Source organism: Ideonella sp., assembly GCF_041918995.1.
Classification (GTDB): Bacteria; Pseudomonadota; Gammaproteobacteria; order Burkholderiales; family Burkholderiaceae_C; genus Ideonella.
This window is the reverse complement of the sequence record NZ_JAYRUN010000011.1, coordinates 53,461-71,708: the sequence shown is the minus strand read 5'-3', so window position 1 is coordinate 71,708 and position 18,248 is coordinate 53,461. Positions and strand designations below refer to the sequence as shown.

Sequence of the window (18,248 nt, the reverse complement as noted above, 5' to 3'; positions counted from 1 at the left end):
CGCACGCCATGGCGCCACAACCCCGAACTATGCAGGGCTTTTGCCTCCAGCACGCTGACGTGCCGTGAAAAGACAACGGGCGCCCGAAGGCGCCCGTGCATCCCTACCGGCCGGCGGGCCGGACGGTGCCGGTCAGGTCGGCACCTTGCGCAGCATCTCCACGCCCACCTCGCCGGCGGCGATCTCGCGCAGGGCGGTGACACCCGGCTTGTTCTTCGACTCGACCTTGGGCGCATGGCCCTGGCTCAGCATGCGGGCCCGGTAGGTGGCTGCCAGCACCAGCTGGAAGCGGTTCGGGATCCTGTTCAGGCAGTCTTCGACGGTGATGCGGGCCATGGTGAATCTGCGCGGTAGAGGGAACGGGGAACGAGGGGCGAACCGGCAAGCAGGGCCCCGAAAGGCCAGGCACACCGGTCCAGGTGTCAGTCCAGATGCAGGGCGCCGAAGACCGTGGACTTCGCGCGGCGCTGGGCCGCGTACTTCAGGCGCTGCGAGTGCACGACGGTCTTCAGATCGAAAAGCGCCGTCTCGAACAAGCCGTTGATTATAACGTAGTCGAAGTGCCGCGCCTGGGCCACCTCGTGGCGCGCGTTGGCCAGGCGGGTGGCGATCACGTCCACCCCGTCCTCGCCGCGGCGCCGCAGGCGCTGCTCGAGCTCCTCCCAGCTGGGCGGCAGGATGAACACCAGCACCGCATGCGGGAACAGCTGCTTGATCTGCAGGGCGCCTTGCCAGTCGATCTCCAGCACCACGTCCTCGCCAGCCATCAGGCGCGCCTCGATGCCCACCCGCGAGGTGCCGTAGCGGTTGCCGTGCACCTCGGCCCATTCGAAGAACTCGCCGCGTGCCACCATGCCGGCGAAGTCCTCGGGGCTCACGAACCAGTACTCACGCCCGTGCTGCTCCTGGCCGCGCGGCGGCCGGGTGGTGTGCGACACGGAGACCGCCAGGTGGGAATCGAGCTCCAGCAGCGCCTTCACGAGGCTGGACTTGCCGGCGCCGCTGGGCGCGGCGACGACGAACAGGTTGCCAGGGGTGTCCATGCGGGCGGTCATTCGAGGTTCTGCACCTGCTCGCGCATCTGCTCGATGGCGACTTTCATGTCGACCGAGATGCCGGTCAGTTCGAGCGCGCTGGACTTGGCTCCCAGCGTGTTGGCCTCACGGTGCAGTTCCTGGATCAGGAAGTCCAGCCGCTTGCCGATCTCGCCGCCCTTGGCGAGCAGGCGTTCGATCTCGTCCAGGTGGGCACGCAGCCGGGCGAGTTCCTCGGCCACGTCGATGCGGATGGCGTAGGCCGCGGCCTCGCTGAGCGCCCGGTCGCGCGCGGACTCGGCGGACACGGCGCCCGCGCCGCCGGCGGCGTCCAGCGCCTCCGCCCAGCGTTCCATGAAGCGCTGCTGCTGCTTGCCGACCACCGCGGGCACCAGCGGCTCGGCCTGCTCCGCCAGCTGGCGCAGCGTGGCCAGCCGCTCCTGCAGCACCTGCGCGAGCCGGCCGCCTTCGCGCGCCCTGGCGGCACGCAGGGCCTCGATGCAGTCGCGCGCGGCCTGCACCGCGAGCTCGTCGAGCGCCTGAGCCGGCGCGGCCGACGCGCCGCCCCGGCACCACTGCAGCGCCTCGTGCACCGACAGGCCGGCCGCCTGGGGCAGCCAGGTCTGCACCGTGCCCTGCAGGCGGGCAAGGCGGTTGAGCTGCTCTGCGCCGGGATGGGGCAGGCTGTCGTCGCCGGCCCGCCCCACCTGGGCGCGCACTTCCACCTTGCCGCGGCGCAGGGCGGCGGTGAGCAGCTCGCGCAGTGCGGGCTCGGCCTGGCGCAGTTCGTCGGGAAGGCGGAACGCGATGTCCAGGAAGCGGCTGTTGACCGTGCGCATTTCCACGGTCACGCCGACGGGGTGGTGCTCCCCCTCGGCCGCCGGGGCGGCGCTGGCGCTCGCGAACCCGGTCATGCTGTAGACTGCCATGAGGCCTGTTTCCTGAGCGGCAAAACGTCGATTATGTCAAAGCCGAAACCCTCCCCGTTGCCCGCGGGCACCGTGGTCGGGGGCTACCAGATCATCAAGAAACTGGCGGCCGGCGGCTTTGGTGTCGTCTACCTCGCAGAAGACGAGGAGCGCCACCTCGTGGCGCTGAAGGAATACCTGCCGGCGTCACTCGCCGAGCGCTCGGCCGGCGAACTCATTCCGCGCGTCAAGCCGGAAAAGCAGCCGCTGTACCGCCTGGGCCTCAAGAGCTTCTTCGAGGAAGGCCGTTCACTCGCCCAGATCTCGCACCCGAGCGTCGTCTCGGTGCTGAATTTCTTCCGCGAGAACGAGACCGTCTACATGGTGATGAATTACCTGCAGGGCGACACGCTGCAGGACTTCATCGTCACGGCCCGCGATCTGAAGCAGGAGAAGGTGTTCCGCGAATCGACCATCCGGTCGCTGTTCGACGAGATCCTCAAGGGCCTGCGCATCGTCCACCAGCACAAGATGCTGCACCTGGACATCAAGCCGGCCAACATCTTCATCACCAACGACAACAAGGCGGTGTTGCTGGACTTCGGCGCGGCACGCGAAGTGCTGAGCAAGGAAGGCAACTTCATCCGCCCCATGTACACGCCCGGTTTCGCCGCGCCCGAGATGTATCGGCGCGACGGCTCGCTCGGCCCCTGGACCGACATCTACGCCATCGGCGCATGCATCTACGCCTGCATGCAGGGCTACCCGCCCACCGACGCCCCCCAGCGCATCGACAAGGACCGGCTGTCGCTGTCCATGTCCCGCATGCGCAACACCTACTCGGACAACCTCATCGAGGTCACCGAGTGGTGCATGGCACTGGATCCGCTGTCCCGGCCGCAGAGCGTGTTTGCGCTGCAGAAGGAACTCTCGCGCGAGACCGAAAGACGCTACACCTCTCTCAGCTTCACCGAACGGTTGAAACTGCAGATCGAGAACCTGAAGACAGGCTCACGATGAGATTTTCCGTCTACCAGGTCAGCCGCAAGGGTGGCCGCGAAAAGAACGAAGACCGCATGGGCTATTGCTACACGCGGGATTCGGGCCTGTTTGCCCTGGCCGACGGCATGGGCGGGCACCCTGAGGGCGAGGTGGCGTCCCAGCTCGCGCTGCAGACACTGGCGGCCGCCTTCCAGCGCGAGGCCAAGCCGTCGCTGAAGAGCCCCTTGCGCTTCCTGCAGGACGCCATCCTGGCCGGCCACCACCATCTGCTGCGCTACGCCACGGAAAAGGGCCTGGTCGACACGCCGCGCACCACCGTCGTGGCCTGCGTGCTGCAGGGCCGGGCCGCGTTCTGGGCGCACTGCGGCGATTCGCGGCTGTACCTGGTGCGTGCCGGCAAGCTCGTCGCGCGCACCCGCGACCACTCCTACACCGAGCTGCAGCAGACCCTGTCGCAGGTGGTCCCCATCGACGCCAAGTTCAACCGCTCGGTGCTCTTCACCTGCCTGGGCAGCCCGGGCAAGCCGGTGGTTGACACCGTGGGCCCCGTCACGCTGCAGAGCGGTGACCGCATGATCGTGTGCTCCGACGGCCTGTGGAGCCAGATGGAGGAGGAGGAGATCGTCGAGCTGCTGTCCTCCCGCGCCCTGTCCGACGCCGTGCCGGAGATGGTGGAGCGCGCCCTGCGCAACGGCGGCGCCCACGGCGACAACGTCACCGTGCTGGCGGTCGAGTGGGAGGCGGTGGAGGACAGCGATTCGGTCGCCGGCGTCTCCACCCGCAGCCTCGGCGAGGACGTGTTCGCCTCCACCATCCAGGCCAGCCTCGGCGAAACCGTGCCCGGCGACCTCGACGAGGCCGAGATCGAGCGCTCGATCCGCGAGATCAACGAGGCAATCCGGCGTTCTTCGCAGAAGAAGAGCTGAGCTCTTCTTCTGCTTCGCCCTCCGGCTTGCCTTCGGCCGTCCGTGGGCTCCCCCCAGCCCCCTCCGGGAGGGGGCTCCAGACGGAGTGACGCTCCAGGCGCTGGGGCGAGGGACAATCGTGGGTTGAACGAGGATGTGACCCATGAGCTTTGAACGTACCGCCGGCCGCGCGCCGGACGCCCTGCGACCGCTGCGCATCACGCGCGGTTTCACCCGCCATGCCGAAGGCTCCGTGCTCATCGAGTTCGGCGAGACGCGCGTGCTGTGCACCGCCTCGGTGGAGGAGCGCGTGCCGCCGCACAAGCGCGGCAGCGGCGAGGGCTGGGTGACGGCCGAGTACGGCATGCTGCCGCGCGCCACCCACACCCGCAGCGACCGTGAGGCCGCGCGCGGCAAGCAAAGCGGCCGCACGCAGGAGATCCAGCGCCTGATCGGCCGCTCCATGCGGGCCGTGTTCGACCTGGCCGCGCTGGGCGAGCGCACCATCACGCTGGACTGCGACGTGCTGCAGGCCGATGGCGGCACCCGCACCGCGGCCATCACCGGCGCCTTCGTCGCGGCGCAGGACGCGGTGAACACCCTGCTCGCACGGGGCCTCATTCCGGCGTCGCCCATCCGCGACGCGGTGGCCGCGGTCTCCGTGGGCATCGTACAGGGCACGCCGCTGCTCGACCTGGAGTACGTGGAAGACGCGGGCTGCGACACCGACATGAACGTGGTCATGACCGGCGCCGGCGGCTTCGTGGAGGTGCAGGGCACGGCCGAGGGCGTGCCCTTCAGCCGCGCCGAGATGGACCGCCTGCTGGCCCTGGCCGCCAAGGGCATTGCCGAGCTGGTGGCGGCGCAGCGTGCGGCGCTGGCCGTGCCGCTGGCGCCCTGAGGCGGCAGCCTGGAGATCCCGATGCAGATCGTGCTGGCCTCGAACAACGCGAAGAAGCTCGCTGAGCTGGGGGCGCTGTTCGCGCCGCTGGGTGTGGCGCTGGTGGCCCAGGGCCAGCTGGGCGTGGCCGAGGCCGACGAGCCGCACATCACCTTCATCGAGAATGCGCTGGCCAAGGCCCGGCACGCGGCGGCCGCCACGGGGCTGGCCGCCATCGCCGACGATTCCGGGCTGTGCGTGGATGCGCTCGGCGGCCAGCCGGGCGTGCAGTCGGCCGTGTTCGCGCCTGCGCCGCCGGGCACCTGGCCCGACCGCGAGGCCCGGCGGGCCGCGCAGGATGCCGCCAACAACACGCTGCTGCTGCAGCGCCTGCACGGCGTGGCCGATCGGCGCGCCGCGTTCGTGTGCGCGCTGGTGGCGCTGCGCGCGGCGGACGACCCGGAGCCTCTCGTGGCCTTCGGCCGCTGGGACGGCGAGATCCTGGGCGCGCCCGCAGGCAGCGGTGGCTTCGGTTACGACCCGCTGATGCACATCCCGTCGCTGGGTGACACGGTGGCGGCGCTGCCGGCCACGCTGAAGAACGCGCGCAGCCACCGCGCGCTGGCGGCGGCGCAGATGACGGCGCTGATGCGCCAGGCGTGGCGGCTGTGAACGCACCGGCCACCCCGGCCGCGGCCGACCTGGCGTCGGTGGCCGACCGCTTCCTGCGCCCCGGCACGCTGCAACTGGGCGCCCCGCCGCCGCTGTCGGTGTACGTGCACCTGCCGTGGTGCCTGAAGAAGTGCCCGTACTGCGACTTCAATTCGCACGAGCTGCGGGGGCCGGGTGGGGCCGGCGTTCCGGCGCCGGAGGCACGCTACCTCGACGCGCTGCGCGCCGACCTGGAATCCAGCCTGCCCCTGGTCTGGGGCCGTTCGGTGCAGACCGTGTTCATCGGCGGCGGCACGCCCAGCCTGTTTGCGCCCGAGTCCATCGAGCGCCTGCTGTCGGACATCCGCAGCCTGCTGCCGCTGGCACCGGGCGCCGAGGTGACGCTGGAGGCCAACCCGGGCACCTTCGAGCGCGAGCGCTTCCGTGCCTACCGCGGCGCCGGCGTCACGCGCCTGTCCATCGGCGTGCAGAGCTTCTCGGACGACAAGCTGCGTGCGCTGGGCCGGGTGCACGACCGCGCCCAGGCGCTGGCCGCGGTCGAAGAGGCGGCCCAGGCCTTCGACACCTTCAACCTCGACCTGATGTACGCGCTGCCGGGCCAGACGGCGGCCGAGCTGGACGAGGACCTGGCCACGGCGCTGGCCTTCGCGCCGCCGCATCTCAGCCTGTACCACCTCACCCTCGAGCCCAACACCGCCTTCGCCCGCCGGCCACCCGTGCTGCCCGACGAGGACACCAGCGCCGAGATGCTGGACCGCCTGGTCGAGCTCACCGCGGCCGCCGGCCTGCAGCGCTACGAAGTGTCCGCCTATGCACGGCCGGGCCACCGCTGCGCCCACAACCTCAACTACTGGCAGTTCGGCGACTACCTCGGCCTGGGTGCCGGCGCGCACGGCAAGCTGAGCTTCCCGCACCGCGTGCTGCGCACCGTGAAGTGGCGGGAGCCGGCGCGCTACATGGACGAGGCGCTGGCCGGGCGGGCCGCGTCGCAGCAGGACGAGGTGGGCCGGCAGGCGCTGGCCTTCGAGTTCATGCTCAATGCACTGCGCCTGCGCGACGGCTTCGAGCTCGCGCTGTTCACCGACCGCACGGGGCTGCCGCCCTCGGCCATCGCGGCGCCGCTGGAGCAGGCGCTGGCCCGCGGGCTGCTGGCGCGCGATGACGGCGGCCCCGCCGGCCCGCGGGTGCGCCCCACCGCCCGTGGCTTCGACTTCCTGAGCGACCTCCAGGCGCTGTTCCTCTGAGCGTCCCGGCACCTCCTCTCGCCCACCATGTCGTCCCTCACCCTGCCCAACGACGCCACCGCCGCGGCCCCTTCGGCCGACGCTGCCGCGGGCGCGCCCGCGCAGCCCGTGCGCCCGTTCGTCATCTGGACCCTGCAGCGCACGGGTGGCACCAACCTCACGCGCCAGCTGGTGCGCCTGAGCGGCCTGCCGCGCACCGAGCACGAGCCCTTCAACGAGGGGCGTGCCTACGGCCACGTGACCGCCGCGTGGCGAAAGGACCGCGACGCCCTGGCCATGGGGGCGGCCATGCAGGAGATCGCGGCCGAGCACCAGGTGATCAAGCACTGCGTGGAGATGGTGCCGCCCGAGATCAACGGCGGCCTGGCGCTCGCCACCGCCGCGGCGGGCTACCAGCATGTGTTCCTGTACCGGCGCCAGCCCAAGGGCCGCCTGCTGTCGCTGCACTACGCGCGCGTGAGCGGCATCTGGGGCAACCGCATGAAGACCGGTCAGCCGCCCACCGAGGAGGAGCTGCGGCGCCATCCCCTGCCGGTGCCCGAGCTGGTGGAGCGCGAGCGCCGCGGCATGCGCGCCCTGCAGCGCGTGTGGGACGGGCTGGTGGAGATGGGTGCCCATCCGCTGGCCATCGCCTACGAGGACCTGTACCAGTCGCCGCCCGCCCGCTCGCAGCATGTGCTGCAGCGGCTGTTCGACGAACTGGGCTTCCGCTTTCCGCCGCGGCGGCTGCCCCACATCTGGGAGCAGGTGGTGGGGCAGGGTGACCAGGGCACCCGCAGCGCCTACGCGGCCTTCGGTGGCCAGGAAGCGCTGGACGTGGCGCTCGCACGCTGGCGGGGCTTCCGGCCGGTGCCGTCCGCGGCGGCGCTGCTCACGTCCGACCCCCAGCCGCCGTCGGCCTGGGTGGCCGCGGCCCACCTGCACGGTGCGGGCGCGGCCGTGCCGCGGCGACGGCGGCTGGACGGCACGGTGGTGTGTGCGGCCGCGGCACCGGCCGGCCTGCGCCTGGTGCTGGCCGATGCCCATGGGGAGCACCCGGTGGTCTGGGGCCTGCGCTCGGGGTGGACGGCCGAGCAGCACCCGGGGCTGCCTCAGGCCGCGTTCGCGCGCTTCGTGGTGCCGGGCTACTGGCCGGAGGGCGCCGCCACGCTGTGGGCCGAGGACCCCGCCACCGGCATGCGCCAGGCGGTGCTGCGCATCGAAGGGGGCGCGCCCGAGGCCGCGGCGGTGGTCGCCGAGGCCCTGCGGCTCAAGCCCGGCGGCGGGCCCGAGGACACCCTGTGGGCGCAGGCCGTGGCGCGGTGGCTGGAGCAGGCGCCGCCCGGCGCCGGCCTGGAGCGCCGCGCGCGGGCCATCAAGCTGGCCCGGGCCGCCGCCTACTAGGCCGCGAGGGCATCAGACGCGGTGCAGCAGCGCGCCGTGCATGGCGCGCAGCTTGTCCATCAGGTGCGGGGCGATGTCCTGCAGCGGCAGCACCTCGTTCGCGGCCCCGTGGGCAATGGCCTCGCGCGGCATGCCGAACACCACGCAGGTGGCCTCGTTCTGCGCGTAGTTGTAGCTGCCGGCGTCGCGCATGGCCCGCATGGCCTTGGCGCCATCGCCGCCCATGCCCGTGAGCATGATGCCGAAGGCGTTGGGGCCCACCACGCGCGCGGCCGATTCGAACAGCACTTCCACGGAGGGCTTGTGCCGGTTCACCGGCTCGCCGTCGCGCACGCGCGCCACGTAGTTGGCGCCCGAGCGCTCCACGCTCAGGTGCAGGCCGCCCGGCGCGATGTAGGCATGGCCGGGCAGGATGCGTTCGCCGTCGCTGGCCTCCTTCACGCGGATCCTGCACAGCGTGTCCAGGCGGGCCGCGTAGCTGCGCGTGAAGCCCGGGGGCATGTGCTGCGTGATCACCACCGCCGGGGAATCCGCCGGCAGGGCCATCAGCACTTCCTTGGTGGCTTCCGTGCCGCCGGTGGACGCGCCGATGAAGATGATCTTCTCGGTCGACAGCCGGCCCAGCGGGCTGGCGGCCGCCGGCACCGGCCGCGCCGCCGCCGCCGCCACAGCACCCGGTGCCGTGGCCGCCGGTGCCGGGGCGGCCGGGGCGCGCTTGACGTGTGCACGCGTGGCGATGCGGATCTTGTCGGTGATCTCCTCGGCCAGCTGCTTCAGGCCGTCCGCCACCCCGATCTTGGGCTTGGCCACGAAATCGATCGCGCCGAGCTCCAGGGCACGCAGGGTGACCTCCGCGCCGCGCTCCGTCAGCGTGGACACCATCAGCACCGGCATGGGCCGCAGCCGCATCAGCTTGGACAGGAAGTCGATGCCGTCCATGCGCGGCATCTCCACGTCCAGCGTGATCACGTCCGGGTTGAGGTTGCGGATCATCTCGCGCGCGGCGAATGGATCCGCCGCCGCGCCGACGCATTCCATGTCGGGCTGCCGGTTGATGATCTCGGCGAGCAGGCTGCGCACCAGCGCCGAGTCGTCGACGACGACCACACGGGTCTTGGCCATGGTCTTGTCCTTCTTGTGCAGGTTGGCCGGGGTCAGAACAGGTCGATGGTGCCGCCGGTGGCGACCACGGGCGCGGCCTTCTGGGCGGCGGCGCGGTCCTGGGCGACCAGGGCGTCGGTGTTGGTGGGCGCCAGGCGCTTGACCATGGCCTTGCCGCTCGCGGGCAGGAAGCACACCTTGCGCGGGTAGACGTCCATCACGTCCTTGGACACCACCGGGATGCGCTCGGTGTTCAGGAAGTCGAGCACGAACTTGGTGTTGCGCTCGCCCACGTTGATCGAGTTCATGCCGCTGATCACCGCGCCGCCGCCGAAGACCTTGGCCTCCATGGTCAGCCGCGAGGCGCCGCGCTTCATCATCTCGTTGATCAGCAGTTCCATGGCGAAGCTGCCGTAGCGGCCGGAGTCGCCGGCCCCGTCGGGCAGCATGAAGTGGTTCATGCCGCCGATGCGGGCCTGGCGGTCCCACAGGCACGCCGCGATGCACGAGCCGAGCGTGGTCATCACGAGGATGTCCTCCCCGTCGCAGTAGAACTCGCCGGGCAGCACCTTCACCGCCTCGTTGCGGAAATGCGCGTCGTAGTAGAAGAACGACGCCTCACCCGCCTTGCGCGGCATGGCCTTGAGCTTGTCCAGCCGCGGCGTGCGGCCGACCGTGCCGGCGCCCGGGGCGCCCAGCGGCGAGGGCGGTCGGGCGGCGCCGGAAGAGGAGGGCAGGGTGGTCATGGGTCGGCGGCGGGGTTCACACCCGCTTGTAGATCGTCTTGCCTTGCAGCAGGAACAGGTCGCGGGCGTCGGTGAAGTTCTCCGAATGGCCGACGAACAGCAGCCCGCCCGGTTTCATCACCCCGTGGATGCGTTCGAGCACGCGGCGCTGGGTGGCGTGGTCGAAATAGATCATGACGTTGCGGCAGAACACCATGTCGAAGGGCTCGCCCAGCGACCAGGCGGTCGACATCAGGTTGAACGGCCGGAAGTCGATCATCCGCGCCAGCTCCGGCTTCACCCGGATGAAGCCCGCATTGCTGCCCGTGCCGCGCATGAAGTGGCGCTTCAGGCGCTCGGGGCTCAGCCCGCGCGAATCCGCCGGGTACACGCCGCGCTGCGCGGTGGCGAGCACCTTGGTGTCGATGTCGGTGGCCAGCAGGCGCGCGCCATGGTCGCCCAGGGCCTCGGCCAGCACCATGGCGATCGAGTACGGTTCCTCGCCGGTGGACGCGGCGTTGCACCAGATGCGCGGCGCACGGTTGCCGAAGCCACGCAGCACATCGGCCAGGGCATGGAAATGGTGCTCCTCGCGGAAGAACGAGGTGAGGTTGGTGGTCAGGCAGTTGACGAACTCCTGCCACTCCTTGTCACCGGCCGGTCCGGCGGCGGACTCCAGCCACTGCAGGTAGTCACGGAAGCTGCGGTGGCCGGTCTCGCGCAGGCGACGCGACAGCCGGCTGTAGACCATGGCGCGCTTGCCGTCGTGCAGGCTGATGCCCGCGCGCTGGTAGATCAGCTTGCGCACGCGCTCGAAATCGGCCGCGTCGAAGCTGAACTCCTGTTCGGCAGGGGCGGCGTCGCCGGCGTGGCTCGGGGCATCCAGGAAGGAGGTCATCGTGGGCGGCGTCGTCGGCAGGTGGCAGGAACAGGCACGCCACGAGTCTGCCCGGCACGACCGTGGTCGTCGGCCCGAGTTGACGTGGCTTCCCGGCCCTTTTTCGGCACCTTCGCCCGAGGGGCACACTGCTAGACTGCCCCGGCACCCCGCCCCTTGTCCGATATTTCACGCCGCGTGAGCGCTCCCGACCCCCGCCCGATGCCCGAGTTCGACGCCCTGCGCGTCGAGCAGGCCCTGCATCTGCTGGCGCAGTCGGGCCATGCCATGCCGCCGGGGGCGCCGGGCAGTGCCGCCTGGATGCAGGGCCTGATCGACGGGCTGTGCGAGCTGTCCAGCCGCGATGCGCTCACCGGCCTGGCCAACCGCCGCAGCTTCGAATCCGCGCTGGGCCGGGAGATCGATCGTGTGGCGCGTTCGGGCGAGCCCGCGCTGCTGCTGCTGCTGGACATCGACCACTTCAAGCGCGTGAACGACACCCACGGCCATGCGGTGGGCGACCTGGTCATCCAGTCGGTGGCCGACGGGCTGCGCGAGACGGTGCGGCCGATGGACCTGGCCGCCCGCATCGGCGGGGAAGAGTTCGCGGTGATCCTGCCCAACTGCTCGCCGGCCTTCGGCCAGACCGTGGCCGACCGCCTGCGCAGCCGCATCGAGGCGCGGCCCATTCCCATCGGCCCGTCGCAGACGCTGGGTGTGACGATCAGCGTGGGCGGCGCCTATGCGCCCCAGTGGGTGCGCTCCACCGCCAGCCTCTGGACCGAGCGCGCCGACCTGCAGCTCTACCGCGCCAAGGCCGAGGGCCGCAACCGCACCTGCCTGGAGCCGACCCCCGTGTCGGTCGTGAGCCCCGAAGAAAAGGGCCTGCTCTTCGGCACATCGAACTTCGGGGAGTTCCTGGAATGAACACGAGCGCGGCGAACGGGCCGAACCTGCCCACCGCCAGCGGGGGCGGCAAGGTGGCCCGCATCACGGCGGTCACCAGCGGCAAGGGCGGGGTGGGCAAGACCTTCCTGTCGGCCAACCTGGCGGCCGCGCTGGCGCGGCAGGGGCAGCGCGTGCTGGTGCTGGACGCCGACCTGGGCCTGGCCAACCTGGACGTGGTGCTGAACCTGTTCCCCAAGATCACGCTGCACGACGTCTTCACCGGCCGCCACACCCTGGAAGAAGCCATCGTGCCGGCGCCAGGCGGTTTCCACGTGCTGCTGGCCGGCTCCGGCATGGTCGAGTACTCGCGCCTCACGCCCGAGGTGCGCGAGCTGCTGGTCGGCGTGGTCAACCGCGTCAAGCCGCGCTTCGACCGCATCATCCTGGACACCGGCGCGGGCATCTCCGACGTGGTGCTCTACACGGTGTCGCTGGCCGACGAGGCGCTGGTGGTCACCACCCCCGAGCCCACCGCGCTCACCGACGCCTACGCCACCATCAAGGTGCTGGCCACCACCCAGGGCCGGCGCGACCTGCGCCTGCTGGTCAACCAGGTCACCCGGCCGGGCGACGGCCGCATCATCCGTGGCCAGCTGCAGCAGGTGGTCGACCGCTATGTCTCGCCGGGGCTCGATTCGCCCGTCAAGCTGGAGTTCCTGGGCGAGGTGGCCACCGACAAGACCGTGCGCGAGGCCGTGTCGCGGCGCCAGCTGCTGCTCGACGCCTTCCCCGGCGCCCCGGCCGCGCAGGGCGTGGTGGCCGCGGCCACCCGGCTGAACAGCTGATGGCTGCGCAGGACGACGACGGCCAGGCGGTGGTGCCCGGCCCCACGCCCTTCGAGCAGCTGGGCGGCGAAACCGCGGTGCGCGCGCTCGTCGACCGCTTCTACGACCTGATGGACCTGGAGCCGGCCTACGCCGTGTTGCGCGCCGCCCATGGCAGCACCCTGGACGACGCGCGCGACAAGCTCTTCTGGTTCCTGTGCGGCTGGCTGGGCGGCCCGAGCCACTACATCGAGCGCTTCGGCCACCCGAGGCTGCGCGCCCGGCACCTGCCGTTCTCCATCGGCCAGCAGGAGCGCGACGAGTGGCTGGCGTGCATGTTCCAGGCGATGCAGGAGCGCGAGGTGCCCGCCGCCCTGCGCGAGCGGCTGGAGACGTCGTTCTTCCAGACGGCCGACTGGATGCGCAACCGCGCCGGCTGAGGCACCGGCGGCGGGGCGGCCATCAGGCGGGTGCCGGTGCGTCCTGGGCCGCGTCGTGGGCCGCGTCGTCGGGCGCGTCGTCGCGCAGCCGGGCCACCACGTCCTGCATCACCCGGTGGTCGTCCGGCGGCAGCAGCCCGGTGCGGGCCAGGCACTCGCGCTCCAGGGCACGCAGACGGAACTCCATCTCGCCGAGCAGCTGGCTGATCTCCTGGCGCAGGGCCGCGTCGCCCAGCGCGACCAGTTCGTCCACCAGGCGGCGTGGCGCATCGATCTCCAGGCCGGCACTGACGAACGACAGCTGCAGCCGCTCCAGCCGCTGCACGGCGGCCTGCAAGGCGCGCTGCAGCGGCCCGCGTGCCTGCGCGACGCGTTCATCGATCCATGGGCGCTGGTCGCGGAACCGGCGCAGGCAGGCCGCGATGCGCTCGGCGCGCGCGACCGCGCGCTGCTGCTGCAGGGCACCGTCCTGCGGCGCCAGCGGTGGCAGGCCGTCGGCCTGGAAGCGGGCCGCGGCCACGGCCTGCAGCAGCTCGGTGCTGAATTCTCCCGGCACCACGCAGCTGGCCAGCTTGGCGCGCAGCAGTGGCGAGATGCCGCCCGACAGCAGGCCCATCAGCCACTCCGCCACGCCCAGCACCTGCCCGTCCAGCGGCAGGTCTGCGCCTGCCAGCCCTTGCGGGTAGCCCAGCCCGTCCAGGCGCTCATGGTGCTGCAGCACCGACCGGGCGACCACGGGGCCGGCGCCGTCCATGTGGCGCAGCACCCGGTGGCCGATGAGCGGGTGGCTGACGATCTGCCGCCAGTGGTCCGGCGGCAGCGCCCCCCCAGCGGCCAGGTGGGCGGGATCCAGGTACAGCTCGCCGACGTCGTGCAGCAGCCCGGCCAGCGCCAGGTCGCGGTGGCGGTCGAACTCGCCCGGCGCCAGCCGGCGGCCCAGCGACAGCGCCAGCATGGCCACACCCACCGCGTGCTCCAGCCGGCCGGGCCGGGACCGGGCGTACACGGTGAGCAGCGACCGCACCGGACCGCTCAGCGACAGACGCCCCAGCGAGGTGGCCACCGAGGCGGTGCCGTCCGGGGGGCGGCTCAGCGCCTCCAGCGCCGGCCAGGTCTGCTGCAGCTGCTCCGCCAGGGCGGGCAGCTCGTCGGCGCGCACGCCGTCGGCCACCTGCAGGCAGTCCTCCAGCGGCTTGCGCAGCTTGTGCGCCAGCAGCCGCTCGCGCACCGCCGGGTCGATGCGGGCGCCCTTGGCCAGCAGCTTGATGCCGCTGCCGCTGACGATGTCCTCCGTCACCTCCACCACGTGGCTGGCGGTGGTGCCGACGACGTGGTCGAGGTAGTGGGGGTTGACGGTGGAGGGGTCGGACACGGGGCCGGGGCGCAATCAGGGGTGCCGTACCTTTCGGCCGCTGCGCCCGCGCCTGAAGGGGCAGCCTGCAGCGATCTGTGACAACTTGACCTGTGTCGAAATCGGCGCGCGGCGATCGTCGTCCCGGTGCAGGCCCGCCGCATCCGATGGCGGCGGGCGTCCCCCCCCCACCCCCCACACCCCCAGGAGATCCGCATGACCGCCTCGCCCGACCGCGTTCCCGCCCCCTACGGCGCCTTGCCCTACCTCACCGTGCGGGGCGCGCCCGATGCCATCGCCTTCTACCAGCGTGTCTTCGGCGCCGACCTGGTCGAGCGCCTGGACGCTCCGGACGGCAGCGTGGTGCACGCCGAGCTGCGCATCGGCGCGGCCCACTTCATGCTCACCGAGGAGCGCCCGGAGATGGGCGCCCTGTCGCCACTGGCGCTGGGCGGCTCGGGCACCATGGTCACTTTCTACGTGCCCGATTGCGACGCGGTGTACGCCCGCGCGCTGGAGGCCGGCGCCACGGTGATGATGCCGCTGATGGACCAGTTCTGGGGCGACCGCGCGGGGGGTGTCACCGACCCGTTCGGCCACAAGTGGATGATCGCGTCCCACCTCGAGACGGTCACCGGCGAGGCGCTGCAGCAGCGTTTCCAGGCGGCGATGGCGGCGATGGCGGGGCAGGGCGGCTGCGGCGGCGGCTGACACGCGGGCGGCGCGTGCGCCGCCATGGCAGGCCTGCAGGTGGCGGTTACCATGGCCCGACCCCCCTGATCCCCGCACCCGTGCCCGCCCTGCGTCTTGCCGCTCCGCCTCGCCTGAAGCCGCCGAAGCTGTCGATGGCGGCATGGCGGCAGTTCGTGGCCATGGCGGTGCCGTACTGGCGCGGCGACGAGCGCCGCAAGGCCTGGACGCTGCTGGCGGTGTTGATCGGGCTGATGCTGGCCGAGACGCATTTCGCGGTGCGGCTGAACACCCAGACGGGTGAGCTGACATCCGCGCTGGCCGCCCGGGATGCCGACCGCTTCTGGGATGCCGTGCGCGCCTGTCTGGTGGTGCTCGCCTTCGCGGTACCCATCTACGCCTTCTACTACTACATGCGCGATGCGTTCGCCAACCACTGGCGGCGCTGGCTCACCCGGCGCTTCCTGGACGGCTACTTCGGCGAACGCCGCTATTACGACCTGCAGAAGAACGGCGACATCGACAACCCGGACCAGCGCATCAGCGAGGACATCAACACCTTCACCGGTCGGTCGATCCACTTCCTGCTGATCTTCCTGGGCTCGGTGATGCAGCTGGTGGCCTTCAGCGCGGTGCTGTGGTCCATCTCCAAGGCCCTGGTGGCCTTTCTCGCCGTGTACGCCACGGTGGGCACGGTGCTGGCGCTCGGCGTGTTCGGTGCGCCACTGATCGGGCTGAATTTCTGGCAGCTGCGTCGCGAAGCCGATTTCCGCTTCGGCCTGATGCGCGTGCGGGAGAACGCCGAGTCCATTGCCTTCTACCGCGGCGAGCCGCAGGAGCGCTCGCGCGTCGAGCGGCTGTTCGACGCGGCCTGGCACAACTACTGGAAGCTCATCCGCAAGCAGCGCACGCTCAACCTGTTCCAGCGCGCCTTCACCCAGCTCACGGTGGTGGTGCCCAGCATCATCCTGGCCGATGCGGTGCTCTCGGGCGAGATGGAGGTGGGCCGCGCCGTGCAGGCGGGTGGTGCGTTCGTGGCGGTGCTGTCGGCCGTCTCCGTGATCGTCGAGAACTTCGAGAGCCTGTCGCGCTTCGTGGCCGGGATCGGGCGGCTCGACGCGCTGTCGCGGCTGGTGCTGCCCGGCGGCGTCGGCGGGCGGGGCCGGCGTGACGGCGCGCCCGCGGGTGCGACGTCCCCGCGCATCGACTGGCGCAAGGGCGACCGGCTGCGCCTGGATGGGCTGACCCTCTACACCCCGCGCACCGACCGGCTGCTGGTGAAGAACCTCAGCCTCAGCCTCGACCCCGGCGACGGGCTGCTCATCACCGGCGTCAGCGGCAGCGGCAAGAGCTCGCTGCTGCGCGCCATCGCGGGGCTGTGGCGCTCGGGCACCGGCACCGTGCAGCACCCGCCGCTGACCGACCTGTTCTTCCTGCCGCAGCGGCCCTACATGCAGCCGGGCTCGCTGCGCAGCCAGCTCATCTACCCCGCGACCGACACCGAGCTCGACGACGACCGCCTGCTCGCCATCCTGGCCGAGGTGCAGCTGGGCGACCTGGCCGGCCAGGTGGGCGGGCTGGACGCCGAGGACGACTGGGAGAAGCTGCTGTCGGTGGGCGAGCAGCAGCGGCTGGCCTTCGCCCGCGTGCTGGTACGGCAGCCCAAGGTGGTGATCCTGGACGAAGCCACCAGCGCCCTGGACGCGCGCAACGAGGCGGTGCTGTACCAGCGCCTGCGCGACAGCGGCGCCACGCTGGTGAGCGTGGCGCACCGGCCGGGGGTGCTGCGCTTCCACACGCAGGTGCTGAGCCTCACGGGTGGCGGCCAGTGGCAGCTGCAGCCGGCCGACGGCTTCCAGTTCGATGTGTAATGCCACCGCCCGTCGCGGCACGTCGCTTGCGTGCCGGGACCGCCGTTTGCCCTCAGGCGCCGCCCCGCGGCGCCCCGCCCTGGAGACCCCATGCGACGCACCCGTCCCCTTGCCCTTGCCCTGATCCTGCTGGCCGGACTGGCCGGCGCCGCGGCCGTGCGGTCCGAGCCGCTGCGCATCATGCCCATCGGCGACTCCATCACCGAAGGTGGCGACGGCCAGGGCGGCTACCGGCGGCCGCTGTTCGAGCGCCTGACCGCGGCATTCGGCCGGCCGAACTTCGTCGGCTCGCGCAGCTCGCGCAACACCGACCCGGCCGACTTCCTGGAGCACGACCACGACGGCTACTCGGCCTACCGCATCGAGCAGATCGCGCAGGGCGGTGCGTTCTGGAACGCGCTGCCCCTGGAGGACCGGCTGCGCCTGTGGGACCCGGCCATCGTGCTGGTCCACGCCGGCACCAACGACGCGCAGCAGAACTACCGCTTCCGCGGCGACCCCGGCGCCGGCCGGCCCGGTGTGGTGGCCCGCCTGGACGACCTCGTCTCCCGGGTGGTGGCCTACAACCCGGACATCCAGGTGCTGCTGGCCCAGATCGTGCCGGCCAACGCCCCCGCCAGCGAGACCACCCAGGCCTACGTCCGGGCGCTGAACGCGGAGATCCCGGCCCTGGTGGCGCGGCACCAGGCGCTCGGCCACCGGGTGGCGCTGGTGGACATGTACACGCCCATGCTGGCCTACCCCCACCCCGACGGCATCCACCCCAGCCCCGAGGGCTACGCGGTCATGGCCGAGCAGTGGTTCCGTGCCATCCAGGCGCTGCCGCAGCTGCCGGCCAACCCGGTGCGCGGCCGCGCCGACGGCGTGGTGCTGGCCGACCGCACGCTCTGGGCGAGCGACGCCGTGCCGGCGCCGCAAGCGAACCTCGTGCGTGCCGGCGCGCCCACTCTGGTGTCCGCCCGCAGCAGCGGCTACGGTGGCAGCCGCTCGACGCGCGTGTTGAACGACGGCAGCCTGGCCCGCTTCACCGACGACGCCGACGAGACCTTCACCACCACCTTCACGCTGGACACGGCGGCCGCGCCCTCGGGCTATACGCTCTCGGCCATCCGCACCCACGCCGGCCGCGCGGCGGCGGGCAACGGCGACGAGCGCAGCCACCAGGCCTACGAGGTCTGGTGGTCCGCCGCGCAGGCGCCGGACGCCTACCAGCGCCTGGCCGGCGCCCACCACGTGGTGGTGGATGCGGCCGAGACCGGCTCGGTGCTGACGATGCGGCGGCCGGACGGCCAGCCGCTCGCCACCGGCGTGGCACGCGTGCAGTTCCGCTTCGCCGAACCGCCGGCGCGCCAGTACGGGTTCATCGGCATCGACGCGCCCGCGCCGTACCGCGAAATCGAGGTCTTCGGCGAACCGTCCGCGGCGCGCTGAGCGCCCGGCCACGCCCGCCACC

General features: G+C 71.8%; 19 protein-coding genes. 12 read left to right on the top strand and 7 right to left on the bottom strand.

Translation table 11 applies throughout. The features are described 5' to 3' along the window. Positions 1-132: 132 nt before the first annotated feature. The 3 genes from rpoZ to ACE3UN_RS11565 form a co-directional block, all read right to left on the bottom strand. The gene (gene rpoZ / locus ACE3UN_RS11575; RefSeq protein ID WP_374675099.1) at positions 133-336 is read right to left on the bottom strand and encodes a DNA-directed RNA polymerase subunit omega; all 204 of its coding nucleotides are present in this window, start codon (positions 334-336) and stop codon (positions 133-135) included. 86 nt (positions 337-422) lie between these two features. Next, positions 423-1,043, bottom strand: a complete 621-nt coding sequence (gene gmk / locus ACE3UN_RS11570; RefSeq protein ID WP_374675098.1) for a guanylate kinase — start codon at positions 1,041-1,043, stop codon at positions 423-425. 8 nt (positions 1,044-1,051) lie between these two features. After that, positions 1,052-1,963, bottom strand: a complete 912-nt coding sequence (locus ACE3UN_RS11565) for a YicC/YloC family endoribonuclease (protein WP_374675097.1) — start codon at positions 1,961-1,963, stop codon at positions 1,052-1,054. A 33-nt stretch (positions 1,964-1,996) separates the two neighbouring features. Here ACE3UN_RS11565 and ACE3UN_RS11560 point away from each other — a divergent pair, with 33 nt between their 5' ends. The 6 genes from ACE3UN_RS11560 (at position 1,997) to ACE3UN_RS11535 (ending at position 8,028) form a co-directional block, all read left to right on the top strand. Then, entirely contained in the window at positions 1,997-2,962 is a 966-nt protein-coding gene (locus ACE3UN_RS11560) for a serine/threonine protein kinase (RefSeq protein ID WP_374675096.1), read from the top strand. Further along, positions 2,959-3,870: a PP2C family serine/threonine-protein phosphatase gene (locus ACE3UN_RS11555; protein WP_374675095.1), complete on the top strand. Its 912-nt coding sequence runs from the start codon at positions 2,959-2,961 to the stop codon at positions 3,868-3,870. Before ACE3UN_RS11560 ends, ACE3UN_RS11555 begins: the two co-directional genes overlap by 4 nt. Before the next feature lie 142 nt (positions 3,871-4,012). Next, positions 4,013-4,750: a ribonuclease PH gene (gene rph, locus ACE3UN_RS11550; protein ID WP_374675094.1), complete on the top strand. Its 738-nt coding sequence runs from the start codon at positions 4,013-4,015 to the stop codon at positions 4,748-4,750. A gap of 21 nt (positions 4,751-4,771) precedes the next feature. Further along, on the top strand, positions 4,772-5,401 hold the full coding sequence (locus ACE3UN_RS11545) for a non-canonical purine NTP pyrophosphatase (RefSeq protein ID WP_374675093.1): 630 nt from the start codon (positions 4,772-4,774) through the stop codon (positions 5,399-5,401). Beyond that, the gene (hemW, locus tag ACE3UN_RS11540) at positions 5,398-6,645 is read left to right on the top strand and encodes a radical SAM family heme chaperone HemW (RefSeq protein WP_374675183.1); all 1,248 of its coding nucleotides are present in this window, start codon (positions 5,398-5,400) and stop codon (positions 6,643-6,645) included. Before ACE3UN_RS11545 ends, hemW begins: the two co-directional genes overlap by 4 nt. A 27-nt stretch (positions 6,646-6,672) precedes the next feature. Further along, positions 6,673-8,028, top strand: a complete 1,356-nt coding sequence (locus ACE3UN_RS11535; protein WP_374675092.1) for a hypothetical protein — start codon at positions 6,673-6,675, stop codon at positions 8,026-8,028. 12 nt (positions 8,029-8,040) lie between these two features. Here ACE3UN_RS11535 and ACE3UN_RS11530 read toward each other — a convergent pair whose 3' ends face one another. Genes ACE3UN_RS11530 through ACE3UN_RS11520 form a run of 3 tightly spaced genes read right to left on the bottom strand, consistent with a single transcriptional unit; the run spans position 8,041 to position 10,752 of the window. Beyond that, positions 8,041-9,150 (bottom strand): chemotaxis response regulator protein-glutamate methylesterase, encoded by a 1,110-nt coding sequence (locus ACE3UN_RS11530; protein ID WP_374675091.1) that lies wholly within the window; start codon positions 9,148-9,150, stop codon positions 8,041-8,043. A gap of 32 nt (positions 9,151-9,182) precedes the next feature. Next, positions 9,183-9,875 (bottom strand): chemoreceptor glutamine deamidase CheD, encoded by a 693-nt coding sequence (cheD, locus tag ACE3UN_RS11525; protein WP_374675090.1) that lies wholly within the window; start codon positions 9,873-9,875, stop codon positions 9,183-9,185. A gap of 16 nt (positions 9,876-9,891) precedes the next feature. After that, positions 9,892-10,752 carry a CheR family methyltransferase gene (locus ACE3UN_RS11520; protein ID WP_374675089.1) on the bottom strand — a complete coding sequence of 287 codons (861 nt, stop codon included), beginning with the start codon at positions 10,750-10,752 and terminating at the stop codon, positions 9,892-9,894. A gap of 201 nt (positions 10,753-10,953) precedes the next feature. Between ACE3UN_RS11520 and ACE3UN_RS11515 the strand changes: the two genes are divergently transcribed. From ACE3UN_RS11515 to ACE3UN_RS11505, 3 genes are read left to right on the top strand one after another with little or no spacing between them, the layout of a single operon-like run. Next, positions 10,954-11,658, top strand: a complete 705-nt coding sequence (locus ACE3UN_RS11515) for a GGDEF domain-containing protein (protein WP_374675088.1) — start codon at positions 10,954-10,956, stop codon at positions 11,656-11,658. Further along, positions 11,655-12,464 carry a MinD/ParA family protein gene (locus ACE3UN_RS11510; RefSeq protein ID WP_374675087.1) on the top strand — a complete coding sequence of 270 codons (810 nt, stop codon included), beginning with the start codon at positions 11,655-11,657 and terminating at the stop codon, positions 12,462-12,464. Before ACE3UN_RS11515 ends, ACE3UN_RS11510 begins: the two co-directional genes overlap by 4 nt. Further along, positions 12,464-12,883, top strand: coding sequence for a group II truncated hemoglobin (locus ACE3UN_RS11505; protein WP_374675086.1), 420 nt, complete (start codon positions 12,464-12,466; stop codon positions 12,881-12,883). Before ACE3UN_RS11510 ends, ACE3UN_RS11505 begins: the two co-directional genes overlap by 1 nt. Positions 12,884-12,905: 22 nt before the next feature. On the opposite strand, the gene ACE3UN_RS11500 is transcribed toward ACE3UN_RS11505, so the two are convergent. Further along, on the bottom strand, positions 12,906-14,255 hold the full coding sequence (locus ACE3UN_RS11500; protein ID WP_374675085.1) for an HD domain-containing phosphohydrolase: 1,350 nt from the start codon (positions 14,253-14,255) through the stop codon (positions 12,906-12,908). Positions 14,256-14,450: 195 nt separating this feature from the next. Between ACE3UN_RS11500 and ACE3UN_RS11495 the strand changes: the two genes are divergently transcribed. The 3 genes from ACE3UN_RS11495 to ACE3UN_RS11485 all read left to right on the top strand — a co-directional run bounded on the left by ACE3UN_RS11495 (position 14,451) and on the right by ACE3UN_RS11485 (position 18,226). After that, positions 14,451-14,945: a VOC family protein gene (locus ACE3UN_RS11495; RefSeq protein WP_374675084.1), complete on the top strand. Its 495-nt coding sequence runs from the start codon at positions 14,451-14,453 to the stop codon at positions 14,943-14,945. 161 nt (positions 14,946-15,106) lie between these two features. Next, positions 15,107-16,795, top strand: a complete 1,689-nt coding sequence (locus ACE3UN_RS11490) for an ABC transporter ATP-binding protein/permease (protein ID WP_374675182.1) — start codon at positions 15,107-15,109, stop codon at positions 16,793-16,795. Between the two features lie 90 nt (positions 16,796-16,885). Then, positions 16,886-18,226, top strand: a complete 1,341-nt coding sequence (locus ACE3UN_RS11485) for an SGNH/GDSL hydrolase family protein (RefSeq protein WP_374675083.1) — start codon at positions 16,886-16,888, stop codon at positions 18,224-18,226. Positions 18,227-18,248: the final 22 nt, after the last annotated feature.

What these genes read in the sequence shown, in the direction of transcription:
- rpoZ (WP_374675099.1), bottom strand. Translation starts at nt 336, where the DNA reads ATGGCCCGCATCACCGTCGAAGACTGCCTGAACAGGATCCCGAACCGC.
- gmk (WP_374675098.1), bottom strand. Translation starts at nt 1,043, where the DNA reads ATGGACACCCCTGGCAACCTGTTCGTCGTCGCCGCGCCCAGCGGCGCC.
- ACE3UN_RS11565 (WP_374675097.1), bottom strand. Translation starts at nt 1,963, where the DNA reads ATGGCAGTCTACAGCATGACCGGGTTCGCGAGCGCCAGCGCCGCCCCG.
- ACE3UN_RS11560 (WP_374675096.1), top strand. Translation starts at nt 1,997, where the DNA reads ATGTCAAAGCCGAAACCCTCCCCGTTGCCCGCGGGCACCGTGGTCGGG.
- ACE3UN_RS11555 (WP_374675095.1), top strand. Translation starts at nt 2,959, where the DNA reads ATGAGATTTTCCGTCTACCAGGTCAGCCGCAAGGGTGGCCGCGAAAAG.
- rph (WP_374675094.1), top strand. Translation starts at nt 4,013, where the DNA reads ATGAGCTTTGAACGTACCGCCGGCCGCGCGCCGGACGCCCTGCGACCG.
- ACE3UN_RS11545 (WP_374675093.1), top strand. Translation starts at nt 4,772, where the DNA reads ATGCAGATCGTGCTGGCCTCGAACAACGCGAAGAAGCTCGCTGAGCTG.
- ACE3UN_RS11535 (WP_374675092.1), top strand. Translation starts at nt 6,673, where the DNA reads ATGTCGTCCCTCACCCTGCCCAACGACGCCACCGCCGCGGCCCCTTCG.
- ACE3UN_RS11530 (WP_374675091.1), bottom strand. Translation starts at nt 9,150, where the DNA reads ATGGCCAAGACCCGTGTGGTCGTCGTCGACGACTCGGCGCTGGTGCGC.
- cheD (WP_374675090.1), bottom strand. Translation starts at nt 9,875, where the DNA reads ATGACCACCCTGCCCTCCTCTTCCGGCGCCGCCCGACCGCCCTCGCCG.
- ACE3UN_RS11520 (WP_374675089.1), bottom strand. Translation starts at nt 10,752, where the DNA reads ATGACCTCCTTCCTGGATGCCCCGAGCCACGCCGGCGACGCCGCCCCT.
- ACE3UN_RS11515 (WP_374675088.1), top strand. Translation starts at nt 10,954, where the DNA reads ATGCCCGAGTTCGACGCCCTGCGCGTCGAGCAGGCCCTGCATCTGCTG.
- ACE3UN_RS11510 (WP_374675087.1), top strand. Translation starts at nt 11,655, where the DNA reads ATGAACACGAGCGCGGCGAACGGGCCGAACCTGCCCACCGCCAGCGGG.
- ACE3UN_RS11505 (WP_374675086.1), top strand. Translation starts at nt 12,464, where the DNA reads ATGGCTGCGCAGGACGACGACGGCCAGGCGGTGGTGCCCGGCCCCACG.
- ACE3UN_RS11495 (WP_374675084.1), top strand. Translation starts at nt 14,451, where the DNA reads ATGACCGCCTCGCCCGACCGCGTTCCCGCCCCCTACGGCGCCTTGCCC.
- ACE3UN_RS11490 (WP_374675182.1), top strand. Translation starts at nt 15,107, where the DNA reads ATGGCGGTGCCGTACTGGCGCGGCGACGAGCGCCGCAAGGCCTGGACG.
- ACE3UN_RS11485 (WP_374675083.1), top strand. Translation starts at nt 16,886, where the DNA reads ATGCGACGCACCCGTCCCCTTGCCCTTGCCCTGATCCTGCTGGCCGGA.